Below are 14,366 nucleotides of genomic sequence, written 5' to 3'. Positions count from 1 at the left end.
CTCAGCTGTCTCCAAGCCAGAATGTATCCGGCATGTAGACACCGAAATAAGAGGTCGGGTCGTAGCCGTAGAGCGCCTTGTCAGGCAGGTTGCGCAGCCGCGAGGACACCAGAATCGGCTGCAACGTGCCGTTCACCGTGCCGATCGAAAACACCTGATCGGTGTAGATCGACAGCATCGAATTCCAGATTTCGGCGCGCTCGGTGGTTTCGGTCGATGCGTTCCAGCGCTTGAGCAAGGCCATCAACTCGACCACTTCAGGAAGATCGGGCGCCTCACCCATCGTGCCATGAGACAGATAGTGCGCACCCCAGAGCGGCCATTGCAATTGGTCGTCGATGGTGGGGGCCAGCTGGTACGGGTTCATGTCGGCGGTCGCCACGCCATTGTCGATGCCCGACCACATCGACATCATGATCTGGCCGCCAAGCGCGCGGCTGCGGAAGATGTCGCGCTGCGAAGTCCGGATGAACAAAGCGATGCCGATCTTGCGCCAGTGATCGGTGATGAGTTCGAGCGCGTCGGTTTCCAGCGTGCTTTCGCCGGCCGTTTCCACGATGATCTGCGCAGAGCGTCCGTCGGGAAGTATCCGCAGGCCGTCATCGTCACGTGCCTGAAGCCCGACCTCGTCGAGCAGGGCATTGGCCTTGTCGGGATCATGGACGATCCAGGCTTTCGCGAATTCCGGCCGGTAGAGCGGGCTCTCCGGCAAAACCGTATCGGCACTTTCCTGCGCCAATCCGTAGAACACAGCCATGTTGATCTCGCGCCTGTCCACCGCGAGCGATAGGGCGCGGCGCACGCGCACGTCACGAAGAAGGCCACGCCACACCTGGTCGGAACAATTCAGATTGGGCAGCAGCGCCAGCCGCGAACCCTGTGTGCGTTTCCACAGATGCATCTTCACCGGGTAGCGCTTCTCCGCGTCCTTCAGGAAGGAGTAATCGTTGAAGTCGATTCCCATGCATTGCAGGTCGCTCTCGCCCGCACCGGCCTTGGCGGAGATGATCGCCGACGAGCTGACATTCATGACGATCCGGTCAACATAGGGCAGTTGCCTGCCATTCTCGTCTATTCGATGAAAGAACGGGTTTCGCTCGAAGACGAATTGCTCAGCCGGCGGTTTGGTCCGGTTCTGCCAGGGATCGAGTGTCGGCAGTTCCGGATTCTCCGGGCGATACTGCCGCGACATGCGGATATGGAGGAGCGTCCATTTCTTGGCCCGGTTCTCCTTCATCAGGCCGGCGAGCCGGAATGGATCCTGGTATTTCTTGTGGAACTGCTTGAGATAGGTGGCCGGCAGGACAAGCGATAGCGGCGAAGCGGCAGCGAGCTTGGGCAGGAAGTCGGGATTGGGCGCATCCCAGCTATAGCGGACCGTCAACGGATCGATGATCTCGAAGCGTGGCGGCCTGCCGTCCGCCAGCAGGCTCGGGGCAAGCGCGCCCTGAGAAAGCTCATCGTTCAGCCAGACATCTTCCCAGCAATAGCGAAAATCCTCCGGCGTCAGCAGGCTTCCGTCAGACCATTTATGCCCTTCCCGAATCTTGAAAGTGAAGACGCGGTCATCCACTACGTCGAAACTTTCGAGAATGTCGGGCTGCAAGTGAAGCTTTTCGTCATAGCCGACCAGGCGGGCATACCCGTAGATCGTCATCAGCCGGATATCTTTCGGGCTGCCGATGATCGTGCGCAGCGTGCCGCCATACTGGCCGGGCTGCCGGCCCATCGCGGCGAGGTTCAACGCGCGCGGGCGCTTGGGCAGGCGTTCGGCGAGTGCCGGCAGCGCCCTGGCCGTCAGCTGCGGCTGGAGAAATTCCGGCTCCAGGTCGCCGGCGCGCGACGTGCCCGGCAGAAATGCCGAAGCCATGAGTCCAAGGACGGTGCGCCGGCTGATCAATGGCGTAGCTCGCTGACATCGGCCGAACGTCGGGCCAGCACGAGGTGACCGCCGCCAAGGTCAAGCGGCGACAGCATATCCTCGTCGCCTTCGTCGCGGAATTGCGGTCCCCATGCGCTGGTGTCGGAAGCGCCGCCGAGCTTCAGCGTCTTGAAATCCATCGGCCGGTCGAGGTCGGGGAAAGGGACGGCGGCCAGCAGTGAGCGCGTGTAGGGGTGGATCGGTTTCCTGAGCAGAATTTCGCGCGGCGCAAGTTCGACGATACGCCCGCCGCACATCACCGCGATGCGGTCCGCCATGTAGTTCACCACCGCCAGATTGTGGGATATGAACAGGTAGGTCAGACCCAGTTCCTTCTGCAGGTCCTTCAGGAGGTTCAGGATCTGCGCCTGGACAGAGACATCGAGCGCCGAAACCGGCTCGTCGCAGATCAGCAGTTCAGGCCCCAGCGCCAACGCGCGCGCGATGCCGATACGCTGACGCTGCCCGCCGGAGAAACTGTGGGGATAGCGCTTGATGAAGCGCGGATCGAGCCCGATTGCCAGCATCAGGCTCTTGACCGTGGCGAGTCGGGACGCGTCATTGCCACGCTGATGGATTTCCAGCGGCTCGCTCAGGATGTTCTCCACCGTCATGCGAGGTGAGAGCGACGAAACCGGATCCTGGAACACCATCTGGATTTTCGCGCGCAGCAATCGCAGGGCATCTCCCTCGGCTTCCAGCACGTCAATCGGTCCTTCGCGGCCGTTGAAGACCACGGAGCCGCCGCTAGGGGTAACAGCCCGCATGAGGATCTTGCTGACGGTGGTTTTGCCGCAGCCGCTTTCGCCGACCAGACCCAGGCACTCACCCCGCCTGATGTCGAAGCTCACGCCGTCCACGGCGCGAACGGAGGTTTGATGGCTCCCGCCGAACCATCCGGACTTGCGGGTGGTGTAGACTTTTTTCAGATCCCTGACCGACAGCAGGATGTCGTCCGCCCCCTTCGATGCAGGCGCCGTCTGTTTGCCCAGCAGGTTCTCGACATTCACCGGCACCTCGCGAAGCGCCTTTAGCCGTTCGCCAGGCTTCAGGTCGAAATGCGGAACGGCTTCCATCAGGCCCTTCAGGTAGGGGTGGCCTGGCCGGCGGAATATCGCCTCCACAGGTCCCGCTTCCATGATCTCGCCATGGTACATGACCACCACCTCGTCGGCGACATTGGCGACCACGCCAAGGTCGTGCGTGATCAGCAGCATCGCCATGTTCAGCTTGGTCTGAAGCCCGCGCAGCAATTGCAGGATTTGCGCCTGGATGGTGACGTCCAACGCCGTCGTCGGCTCGTCGGCGATCAACAAAGCGGGCCGACAGATGAGCGCCATGGCGATCATGGCGCGTTGACGCAATCCTCCCGAAAGTTCAAAGGGATACATGTCATAGGCGCGCTTGGGGTTGGGAAAGCCGACAAGGCCGAGCATTTCCTCGGTCCGTGCCTTGCGCTCCACCCGAGCCATGGGCGTATGAATCTGCAGGGATTCGCTGACCTGGTTGCCGATCGTGTGCAGCGGCGACAGCGATGTCATCGGCTCCTGAAAGATCTTGCCGATGCGGCTGCCTCTCAACGCCCGGATTTCGGGTCCATCAAGCGGCATCTGCAGGATGTCCTGCGTCGTGCCGGGCTTTTTAGGATCGGAAAACAGGATGCGGCCGCGAACATGGGCTGTGTTCGGCAAAATGCCCATCACTGCCTGGCTGAGAACCGATTTTCCGGAACCTGACTCGCCCACAAGCGCGGTTACTTTGCCAGGCAGGACGCGAAGATTTGCGCGCCTGACGGCATGCAACGGTCCCCCGATAATGGCAAAAGAGATGCCAACATCTTCGATCCGCAGCAGATCAACACTCGAATTCATTCACCAGCCCCACTCTGGCAGGTCCAGAAGGCGAGACTAGCGTATTGCGCGCCTAGAGCAACTTGGATTCGAATCAGTCGCCAGTTCCCTTGGCGGAACCGGCAACCGGATTGCATATCAAAGGCGTTCGGATCGGATCGTGGCGGTTACTGGAGCTTCCTGGGGTCGCCCGCCGCCACCCGCGCGGCATCGCGGTGAAGCAGAATGACCTGCTCGGCGTCCGATCTTCGGCCGTGAATCGGCTCCAGCGCACCCTCGTCATCGAGTGCGAGAGCACCCGACAGATCGGGCGAAAGCACCGTCAGCTTCTGCTTGATGCCCGCCAGTTCCTCGTTGCCGAGCGTCAGCCAGCTGTTGGCGCCGCAATAGCCGGCGAAGTCTTTGCTGGCGAGAACGCTGTGCGGATATTTCTTGGTCAGGGTCTGGAGGCGCTGGACCTCGTTGACAGCCGAGCCGAAGACAGAGAATGTGAGCCGGTCGGTAAGCCCGACATTGCCGAACATCACATTGCCGACATGCAGGCCGATACCGAATTTTATGTCGTTCAGCCCCTGCTCCTTTCTGCGCAGATTGAGCTCCATCATGCGCGCGCTGGCCTTGTGCGCTGCCGCAAGAGCAGCCTGGCAGGCGATCTCGGACTGCGCGCGGTGCCTTTCGCAGGGGTAGACGGCAATGAAGCCATCCCCCAGGAAACTCATGATCTGCCCGCCTTTGCGATTGAAAGGTGCAGCAATGGCATCGAAAAACTGGTTCAGCGTATCGATATAGATTTCGCGGCCGGAGGTTTCGGCAAGCCTCGTCGACCCGCGCATATCGGCCATGACCAGTGCGGCCCGGATTGTGTCGCCCTCGCCGCGCTTGATCTGGCCGTCCAGCACGCGCCTGCCGGCGTCGCCGCCGAGATAAGTGGTCATCATGTTGTCGGCGAGCTTGGTAAGCACCGCCATCTTGGTTGCGATAGCGAGATGGTTCTGGATGCGCAGCAGCGCCGAAATCATGCTGTCGCTGAAGCCTGAAGCACTGTCAGTGGACCAGGACCCTATCATGCCCTGACTGGTGTTGCCGCTGAAGGGATGGACGAAAGCCATGTAGTCGGTGACGCCCATAAGCCTGAGTTCATCGAAAATAGGAAATTCCGACGACCCCGACGGGTCGATCCGGCGCCGCAGATGGTCGAGCTTGTTGCTGAGCAGATGGTAGTATGGGCTGGTCAGGAATCTGTCAGAATGCACGCCGTCCTTTTTGCGGAAGCCTTCCACTTCTATGCCTTGGCCGCGAATCCAGGTGAAGCCAAGCGCGTCATAGAGCGGATGAAGCATCGAAAAGCTCAAATGCACACGCTTCAGCGGCAGGCCGGCGGCAGCCAGCCGTTCACAAAAGCCTTTTACCAATGTTTCCAGGTCGTTGCCCGCCAGCGCCGATTGGTTCAGCCAATCGGCGACCTTATCCATGAGAATGGTGGAAATTTCTGCTTGCGCTGTGCTCATGCTCTCTCCGAAGTCCTGGGGCATTATGTGGCTAGGCTGACGGCGGAGTGCAATCACGATCCTGACAGCGGGTGAAAATTCGCCGGCTCCGACGCCGTCAGGCCTTTACCACCGTCTCTCGGGTCAGCCCGAGGCGGCCAAAAACATTGCGTGTGTCGACGATCAGAAGAGCGTGATCAGCGATCGCCTGATAGTCGATCGCGTCGTGGTCCGTTGCAACGACGACAGCATCGAAATCCTTCAAGGCCGCCTCGGTCAATTCGATCGAGCGGCGCCCCTTGATCGCCATATGCTCCCGTGTGACGGGGACCTCGGTAACATGCGGATCGTGGAATTCCGCCTTGCCGCCCCATTCCTCGATGAGTTCAATGAGCCGCAATGAGGGGCTTTCGCGGATGTCGGGCACATTCTTCTTATAGGCGAGCCCGATGATGAGAATGCGCGAGCGGCTGAGCGCCTTGCCGCAGCGCCGATCCAGCGCCTTCGCCAGTTCATCGACCACATGACGCGGCATGGCCGTGTTGATCTCCGCCGCTAGCTCGATGAAGCGTGTCGGCAGTTCGTACTCGCGCGCCTTCCACGCCAGGTAGAAGGGGTCGATCGGAACGCAGTGTCCGCCAAGTCCAGGGCCGGGATAGAAAGGCATGTAGCCGAAGGGCTTGCTCTTTGCCGCCTCGATCACCTCCCAGATGTCGATGCCCATCGCACCGAGCACGATCTTCAACTCGTTGACGAGGGCTATGTTGACCGAACGGAAGATGTTTTCCGTTAGCTTGACGGCCTCGGCGGTCGCCGTTGTGGAAACTGGAACGACGGTCTTGACCACGCCCTGGTAGAAAGCCTGCACCAGTGTCGCCGCTTCAACGCCGTCGCCCGCCACGACCTTGGGGATCGTCGCGACTTCAAAGCTGCGGTTGCCGGGATCCTCGCGTTCGGGCGAGAAGCCGAGGAAGAAGTCTATCTTCGACCGCAAACCGGTTTCTTCCATTATGGGTTTGATCACGTCGTCGGTGGTACCGGGATACGTGGTCGATTCCAGCACGATCAGCTGGCCGAGACGCAGATGCTTTGCGATGGTGCCAGCGGTGTTCCTGATAAAGGAGAGGTCCGGCTCACGGTGTTTCGTCAGCGGTGTCGGAACGCAGATGATGATGACATCGCAGACTGCCAGTTCGGCAAAATCCGCGGTGGCGTGGAATCGTCCGCTGGCCACCTGGCTGGCAAGGGCTGTCGACGTCACCGCCTCGATGTAGGATTGGCCGTTGTTCAGGCTCTCGACCTTCCGGGCTTCGATGTCGAAGCCGCGGACCGGGAAGCCGGCGCGCGCGACCGCAACCGCCAGTGGCAACCCGACATAGCCCAGTCCGATCACGCCGACTTGTGCGGCGCGCGTCGAAATCCGGTTCAGCAGACGGTCATATGTCGATCGTGAGGCGTCCAAAAATCTGCTTTCCCGTCAATTCGGACAGGCTGTCCGTTCCCATGGCGAGGCTCACTTGGCCCCAAGAAGCATGGCCGAGGCATATTGCGGAAGATCGATTTCCGCAAGCCGTCATCAAACCGGCGCCTTCGCCTTCAGGCTTGCGGCAGCCATCGCATAGCCGCCGGCGGCGCCATCGATGAAATGAATGTGATCGCGCTGCAGCGGCGAGGCGACGAGGCATGTCATCAAGGCCGATTTCTGACGGTGCAGGCCATAGTTGCAGATGCCCGCCTTTTCCGCCTGTTTCAGCCGGTTGTCGATCCGTTGCAGCACATCCGCGTCAACGTCGATGGTCATCTTCAGGCCGTCGTCGAACTTCCGGAAATCCGAATTGCTGGCCACGTCGCGCTTGTAGACCTTCGGATCGAAACTGCCGATCGTCCAGCCAAATCGATCGGTGACAGCCGTAAGCGTCATCAGGAATATGACCCACAGCTTCGTAAGCCACCGCCGGCCTGCAGGCGCGGTGGCCCGCGCCTCGACATCGAGGCCGGCGGGCAGCAAACTGTAGCCCGGCCCGTCCACCGGCACCGGGTGGCCATCGCGTTCCTGCCTGCCGGCAAGGGCGATGATGTCGGAAGCCAGAAACTGAAAACCGCGCAAATCGCGCGACGCCCCCGGTAAGGCTATGATCGAGACGATTTCGCCATGCCGGGTCTCGATCGGGTTCCAGCGGCAGGAGAGGCCGGTCAGATCCGGCCGCACGCCGGCCGGCGCAGGATCGATGCGGTAGCGTCCGGCTTTCATCTCGGCTTCCGCCCAACTGCCGCCACCGCCGGCGAACATGGCATAGAAGACCGCTTCGGAGGCCTGGAACCTCGCCACGCAGACGTCGAGGCCTTGCGCTCTTATATCCTTTATCGGCACGATTGCGGCACGCAAGGTCAGACCCAGTTCGTCCGCCACCCATCTCTGGACAGCTGCCAGCGCGTTGCGGGTGGTCTCCAGCGCCGGGCCGGGAAACGCCACGAGCGCGCCGTCGCCGCCGAAGACGAAGGGAAGATCTTGCCGACCCAGCGCATTGAGCAGCGCCGAAATGACGCTGGCGCCTGCCATATTGACGGTTTTATAGTGCCCAGCCTCGATCGCCTTGGTCGAGCCGACGATGTCGGCGGTGGCCAGCGCCCAACCATCGGGGAGAGGCCGATAGTTATCGATATCGGCAACGCTTTCGAACTTCGCGAAGACCGGCAGAGAAGTGACAAACGGGTCGGGCACGGCAGCTGTTTCCATGAGCATCAGATAGCACATTCCACGGTTTGAAGGTGAAGTCGATCGTGCTTCGAAATTGACTTGCGCCGGCTTTCCGATGATAGGGTCGGCGATGCGAATTGCCTTCTACGCGCCGCTGAAGTCACCCAATCATCCCGTCGCCTCCGGCGACCGCCAGATGGCACGGATGCTGGTCAAGGCGCTGGAGTATGGAGGGCATAGCGTCGAACTGGCATCCGAATTACGCTTCTATCTACGCGAACCGGAGTCGAAAAGTTTCGATGCGCTCAAGATCGGGGCCCGAGAGGAAGCCGCGCGGCTGACAAAGCTTTGGGATCGTGACGGCAAGCCAGATCTCTGGTTCTCGTATCATCTCTATTACAAGGCGCCCGACTTGATCGGGCCTGAGCTGGCGTCGGCCTTTGCTGTCCCCTATGTCACAGCGGAAGCCTCCTATTCGAGGCGGCGCAACGCTGGTTTGTGGGCCGATACCCAGGCTCTGGTGGCGCGAGCCGTCGAACTGGCGGCGCTGAACATCTGCCTCACCCAAAGGGATCGCCAGGGACTGGCAGATGCAATACCCGACGCCGTTCTCGGCATGCTTTCGCCCTTCATCGACACATCGGTATTCCGGAAAACGCCGGCACGGGGCTGTCCGACGCGTCTCGTTACCGTCGCCATGATGCGCCCGGGTGACAAAGCCGACAGCTATCGCATGCTGGCGCAAGCGCTCGGTTCGATCGGCCACCTGCCCTGGACCATGTCGGTCGTCGGGGACGGGCCTGCCCGTGACGAGGTCAAAGCGCAATTCGCCGGCTTGCCCGCCGACCGTATCGAATGGCTTGGCGCGATTGAGCCAGCCGCCGTGTCGGATGTCCTCTACAGAGGGGGAGTTTACGTCTGGCCGGGTTACGGCGAGGCCTATGGTGTTGCCTATCTTGAAGCACAGGCCGCTGGCCTTCCGGTTGTGGCTCAGGACATCGCCGGCGTGCCGGAGGTCGTGCGGGATGGCCAGACCGGGTTTCTCACCCCGCCGGGCGATGTGGCGGCGTTCGCTTCTGCCATTGAAAGGCTTATGACCCGTAACGACGAAAGAACCAGCATGGCCGCAGAAGCCAGACGTTTCATCCTCGAAGAACGTTCCCTCGGTGGTGCAGCGGCGCGTCTGGCCGAACTTCTTGCGAAGATCCCGGTATCATGACATCCGATCAGGTCTGGCAACCCTTGGTCGAAGAACTGGCACGCTGGCAAGGGGCGGACCGTAAGGCAGAGTTCTGGCTGCGCGACGATGACGCCGTGGATCCGACGCCTGCGCTTGATCGGCTGCTCGACCTCACCGGTGAATTCGCGGTTCCGGTCACTCTGGCCGTCATTCCGGCCCTGACTGATGAGAAGCTTGTCGTCCGGCTTGACGAGGCGCCGCATGCCACGGTCGCCATCCATGGCTGGGCGCACCGAAATCATGCGCCCGAGGACCAGAAAAAGCAGGAGCTCGGCCCGCACCGGCCACGCGAGGCGGTGCTCGATGATCTGGCTAGCGGGCTGTCGCACGTAACCGGCTTGCACGGCACACGCGCCGTTCCGATGCTGGTGCCACCCTGGAACCGGATCGACGCCGGCTTGGTATCCGACCTTGGATCGATAGGATTTGCGGCATTGTCGGTCTATGGGCCGCCGAAGCCGGCTTCACTGGCGGTCATCAACAGCAATGTCGACATCATGGATTGGCATGGCACGCGCGGCTGCCGCGATCACCGCCTGTTGGTTCAGGCTATCATCGCGCAACTGCAGCATGCATTCGGCGGCGGCGAACCGGTCGGCCTGCTTACCCACCATCTCGTACATGATGAATCGGCCTGGCTTTTCCTCGAACGGCTGTTCACAGTCACCGCACAGACTGAAGCCTGTGCATGGCTTCCGATCAGGACATTGGTCGCGCGCTATGCCGGCTGGGGAAAATAGCTCAGCGCTCTTTGTGCAATGAGACTGGAAATTTAAGCGTCTGGCCATCCCGCGCGGCAAATGCGCCGGCAAACCTGTCTTTGGCCAGTTTCTCGGTCTCGTCCAGTTCGTCGTCGGTGCGTGTCGGATCGTGGTGAAACAGCGCAAGCCCCCGCGCACCGGCGGCCTCACAGAGCTTGACGCCCTGCTGCCATGTCGAGTGCCCGTCACCGCGGTGGCGTTCCATTTCCTCCTCTGTGTAAGTGCAGTCGTAAATGACGAGGTCAGCATCTGCGATCAGGCCGAGCACCGCCTGATCGAGTTTGTCCGGCTCGTGCTCAGTGTCTGTGATTACTGCCACGACACGGCCGCCCCATTCCACCCGGTAGCCTATGCAGCCGCCTGGGTGGACAAGACTGCCTGTTCGGACCACTACCCCTTCGCGCGGCCGAAGTACGTCTCCGGATACAAAATCGCGGCAGTCGAGGCTGGCCTTGCAGACGTCCAGTTTCACCGGAAACCACGGCGGCCGCATGAACTCGTCGACCATCTGCCGGGTCGTCTTGCGTCCTGCAAGATGCCCGGACCAAAGGGTAATCTTGACGCTCCGATCATAGATCGGCACAAAAAACGGCAGCCCGATGATGTGATCGTAATGGCAATGGGTGAAAAGCAGGTCGAAATCGGTCACGCCCGACGCCCGAAACGCCCGGCCGGCGGACCGTAGGCCAGAGCCCGCATCGAACAGAAGCGTATGCTTACCACATCGCATCTCAATGCAGATTGTGTTGCCGCCATAGCGAACGGATTCTGGCCCCGATACCGGAATACTGCCGCGCACGCCCCAAAACCTGACCAGGAAAACGTCGTCGTCCATGCTACCCCTTCGCAGTCCCTGTCGCCCATCGTAGCCAAACAACTGCTGCTAGGCGAGACAGGTTTTTCTCCAGGTGATGTTGTCAGTAAGAGGCCAGTGCCGTCACGACGGCGAGGATCGAGCGCAAATCATTCGTTATTTGGCGCTTCGTGCGTCGATCAGATCCGCGGTCGTATGATTTAGGCGATCGGCAAGAACCCGCACCATCTCGATGGTCATTTCCGGGAACTCCTTCATAAGCCTCAGGAAATGATCCTTGCGGATCCTCAAGGCTTCCAGCGGAGATGCAGCTCTGACGGTGGCTGTGCGGGAGCTGTTGCACAATATGGCAATCTCGCCAACAATCGAATTTGGCATCAGTTCGGCAACTTTTATCGGCCCGCTGTCGGAATCGACCAGAATATCCGCCCTGCCTGAAAGGATGACGTAGGCGGCGTCTCCCTCGTCGCCCTGCCGGAAAAGGATCTGGCCGGCGCTGTAGCTCACGCGATCGGATGTGAACGCAAGCAGCTTGAGTTTTGTCGGCTCTATGCCAGAGAACAAGGGAACGCGTTGCAGCATTCCAACCTCATCCTTGAGCAGCATTGTCGCAAACCTTCCCAAAATTTCACGTCTGCGAGACTAGAACAACCGACACCCCGATGGAATCAATTCTGTTTCCGAATGGCGAGACGAACCACGCGAAAGGTGGCGAGCCCGATCAGCCGGAAACCTCATCCCTTGACCTTGCAACAAGGTCCCACCGGCAGAATGATCCCATCTGAATGTCCAATGCTCTATGATAGCAGTTCCTTAAAGATACCGCTTCCTGCCAAAAGTGTCTCGTGTGTTCCGTCTTCCACCAATTGACCCGAGTCGAAGACGATAACGCGATCGAACATCATCGCCATTGCCGGATTCGTCACGGCCCATATAATTGCTGGTGAATGGCCGTCGCGTCTGGCTTCCTCGAGAACGTTTCGCAGCACCTTGTCCTGCATGCGCTGGTCGAGCGCCGACAGCGGCCGGTTGAGAATGAGAAAATCGGGACGCTTGAGCAGGGCCCGGGCAACATCGAGCTTCTGTCGCTGTCCGCCCGTCAGCCGCCTGCCGCCTGAGCCAACGTTGAAGTCCAGGCCGACATCCAGAAGTTCGGCATAAAGCCCCAGTTCGTCAAGAATGTCATAGACGATGGAGCGTATGCGGTCCGGCGCGTCGGGATGGTTGTTGCCCACACGCCCGAACAGGACGTTGTCCATGACGGTGGCCGCGGCGATGTATTTGGCAGGATCATACCGTTCGACCGCATTTTTCAGCTCGGGCGGCAGGTTTTCATAGAATCGGTTGCGTGCAGCGACGATCTTGCTCATGAGCTCGTCGCTCAGCAGGCCGAAGCGGTGCCGGGGCTCGATATAGGCAAAGCTCAAGGTGACGATCTTGGCGCGGTCGCTCTCCGAAACCGCCTCGTAGGGACGGTTCTTGAGCCGCTGCAGCAAGCTCTCGTAGGCGGGTATCTCCTCGGGGCTCATGAAGGCCAGCTGCTGGAAGAACTGATGGTCGGGCGGCAGGTCGGCGAACAGCTCGATCGCCTGTTGGGCGATCTCCATGCCCATTTCGTAGAGCGTGCGGTCGAGGCCGGCTTGCTTCAGCACAGAAGCAAAATAGGGATTGGCGGCCAGAGCCCTGTCGGCCAGTTCGGGGCCGGCGGCAGCGCCGAAGAGCAGGTTTTGACCGATAGTTGCTTCCTTGTTGTAGGCACCCGGTTCGAAAGGAGCCACCAGTCCGCTCAGCCCTTCGTGTTCCAGCCGGGTTCGTAGCGCTGCACGCAGTTCGACGATCCGCCTGGCAAGCTCCGTGTGACGCGTGAGGTCGGCCGAAGAGCGCAAGCCAAGATCCAGAATGTCGCGCGACAGAACAACCGCGTCGAGCACCCGGCGCACGGCTTCAAAGAGGTCGTGCGGGCCTGTAGCGCCGGCGGAAGCATAGTTGATCCAGTCGCTGTTGATATCAAGCTCCGGATTGCCCGACCGGCGCGCCTCGTCGATGTTCCAGCGGCGCTGGTCTGCTGCAGCACCGTCATAAGTCACCGATGTCAGCGGCGCATGCTTCAGCCCGTAGAGCAGGTTATCGCGAAGGCTTGCCTGGAACAGGAAAACATCCGACGAGGCATAGGACATGCGCCGGCCGGTCACTGCTTCGGGGAGTTCAAGCAGATCGTCGGCGCCCGAAGCGACCCTTCCGCTGTCCGGCCAGTTCAGCCGCGCGAAGGCTTCTGCAAGCGCCTCCGCTCCACCTGTTGTGGTGCTGACCAGCGCCACCGTCTCACCTGGCTTGATCTGGAGGGAGATACGGTTAAGGAGCATTGCACCGCCATCGTCTATCATGGACAGACTGATGGCCGACAGCGGGTTGGTCATCGGAGCAGGATCGTCGATCGTCAATGCCCCGATTCTCGGCGCAATGAGATCCTCAACGGTAAACTGTTCAACGACCTGCTGATATTTGACCTGGACATCCTGCCGGGCCTGATCCCAATCGATCAGTTCCTTCATCGGTCCGGGCAGGTCCTTGTAGGCGCCGATCACTGCCACGAGCTGGCCGACGTCCAGCCGCCCCCGGATGACCAGATACCCGCCGATCATGTAGAACAGAAAGGGCGTGAGCTGCGCGAGAAAATTGTTGAGGAACTTCACCATGAATTTCCATTGGTAAAGATCGAAGCGGATTTTAAAGATAAGCCCGAGCCGGGCAGCTATGTCGGCGCGCTCGTAGTTTGATGTATCGTGGACGTGAACCGCGCCGATGCCGTCGACGATTTCGCCAACCCGGCCCGAAAGCGCGCGCGCCGTCAACTGCCGCTCGCGCCCGAGCACGATCAGCCGCCGCCGCATTCGCGGGATGAGCACGATCTGGATCCCCACGATCACGGCCGCGATCATTCCGAGCCAGACATTCTGGACCATGATGAACAGCATGGCCGTCAGCGCTTGGCCGCCGAGCAGTACCGGCTGCACGAAGGCATCGCCGATGAAGCCGCCCAGCGGCTCCACCTCGTCCTTCACCATGGTCGCCACTTCGGCAGATTTCACCCGCTTGAAGTAAACCGGCGGAAACCGCAGCACACGATCTACCAGATCGAAACGGATCCGCCGCAGCATGCGCTCGCCGAGGCGGCCCTTGTAGGTGTTGATGTAGAGTTTGAACAGCCCGTTGATGATGACCAGCAAGAGGAACACGACGCTCAGGGCAAACAGCGTCTCTTTGCGGTCGAGCTGAAAACCGGAGAAGAACTGGACCTCTCCAATGAACGGCACGTTATAGTGTAGCCGCATGAATGGCTGGGTCGCGCCCGGTTGCTCGAAGCCGCCACCTTGGATCGGGCCGTTGACGATCAGCTTCGGCAGGTCGAAGGACATGAAATACGGGATCATCGAAAGCACGACGATCATCAATATCCAGAGTTGCTGCTTCTTGGTGTGCCTCCAGATATAGCGGGCTAGGCTGGGTTCCATATGCGGCTGTGGACCCTTCAGTTGGAAAGATGCAGGCGGCCAAACAGTCCGCGGCTTCCGGAGAGTTTTGGCGAATAGCCGAG

At 60.6% G+C, this 14,366-nt stretch carries 10 protein-coding genes; 2 read left to right on the top strand and 8 right to left on the bottom strand.

What is annotated here, in order from left to right; translation table 11 throughout:
- Nucleotide 1: 1 nt before the first annotated feature.
- The 5 genes from CN311_RS18240 to CN311_RS18220 all read right to left on the bottom strand — a co-directional run bounded on the left by CN311_RS18240 (nt 2) and on the right by CN311_RS18220 (nt 8,013).
- On the bottom strand, nt 2-1,870 hold the full coding sequence (locus tag CN311_RS18240) for an ABC transporter substrate-binding protein (protein ID WP_425351082.1): 1,869 nt from the start codon (nt 1,868-1,870) through the stop codon (nt 2-4).
- Between the two features lie 26 nt (nt 1,871-1,896).
- Nucleotides 1,897-3,792, bottom strand: coding sequence for an ABC transporter ATP-binding protein (locus tag CN311_RS18235; protein WP_097575139.1), 1,896 nt, complete (start codon nt 3,790-3,792; stop codon nt 1,897-1,899).
- Nucleotides 3,793-3,938: 146 nt separating this feature from the next.
- On the bottom strand, nt 3,939-5,279 hold the full coding sequence (locus CN311_RS18230; protein ID WP_097575138.1) for an adenylate/guanylate cyclase domain-containing protein: 1,341 nt from the start codon (nt 5,277-5,279) through the stop codon (nt 3,939-3,941).
- A gap of 97 nt (nt 5,280-5,376) precedes the next feature.
- Nucleotides 5,377-6,720, bottom strand: coding sequence for a nucleotide sugar dehydrogenase (locus CN311_RS18225; RefSeq protein WP_097575137.1), 1,344 nt, complete (start codon nt 6,718-6,720; stop codon nt 5,377-5,379).
- Nucleotides 6,721-6,834: 114 nt separating this feature from the next.
- Nucleotides 6,835-8,013 (bottom strand): DUF3095 domain-containing protein, encoded by a 1,179-nt coding sequence (locus tag CN311_RS18220; RefSeq protein ID WP_097575136.1) that lies wholly within the window; start codon nt 8,011-8,013, stop codon nt 6,835-6,837.
- A 73-nt stretch (nt 8,014-8,086) separates the two neighbouring features.
- Here CN311_RS18220 and CN311_RS18215 point away from each other — a divergent pair, with 73 nt between their 5' ends.
- Nucleotides 8,087-9,175 (top strand): glycosyltransferase family 4 protein, encoded by a 1,089-nt coding sequence (locus tag CN311_RS18215; protein ID WP_097575135.1) that lies wholly within the window; start codon nt 8,087-8,089, stop codon nt 9,173-9,175.
- Nucleotides 9,172-9,936, top strand: coding sequence for a polysaccharide deacetylase family protein (locus CN311_RS18210; RefSeq protein ID WP_097575134.1), 765 nt, complete (start codon nt 9,172-9,174; stop codon nt 9,934-9,936). Before CN311_RS18215 ends, CN311_RS18210 begins: the two co-directional genes overlap by 4 nt.
- Nucleotide 9,937: 1 nt before the next feature.
- Here CN311_RS18210 and CN311_RS18205 read toward each other — a convergent pair whose 3' ends face one another.
- The 3 genes from CN311_RS18205 to CN311_RS18195 all read right to left on the bottom strand — a co-directional run bounded on the left by CN311_RS18205 (nt 9,938) and on the right by CN311_RS18195 (nt 14,283).
- Nucleotides 9,938-10,792 (bottom strand): MBL fold metallo-hydrolase, encoded by an 855-nt coding sequence (locus tag CN311_RS18205; RefSeq protein ID WP_097575133.1) that lies wholly within the window; start codon nt 10,790-10,792, stop codon nt 9,938-9,940.
- Nucleotides 10,793-10,927: 135 nt separating this feature from the next.
- The gene (locus CN311_RS18200; RefSeq protein WP_097575132.1) at nt 10,928-11,377 is read right to left on the bottom strand and encodes a cyclic nucleotide-binding domain-containing protein; all 450 of its coding nucleotides are present in this window, start codon (nt 11,375-11,377) and stop codon (nt 10,928-10,930) included.
- Nucleotides 11,378-11,568: 191 nt separating this feature from the next.
- A complete protein-coding gene (locus tag CN311_RS18195) occupies nt 11,569-14,283 on the bottom strand; it encodes an ABC transporter transmembrane domain-containing protein (protein WP_097575131.1) in 2,715 nt (904 codons plus the stop codon).
- Nucleotides 14,284-14,366 lie beyond the last annotated feature (83 nt).

Source organism: Mesorhizobium sanjuanii (assembly GCF_002529485.1).
GTDB lineage: Bacteria > Pseudomonadota > Alphaproteobacteria > Rhizobiales > Rhizobiaceae > Mesorhizobium > Mesorhizobium sanjuanii.
This window is presented reverse-complemented; position numbering and strand designations above follow the sequence as displayed.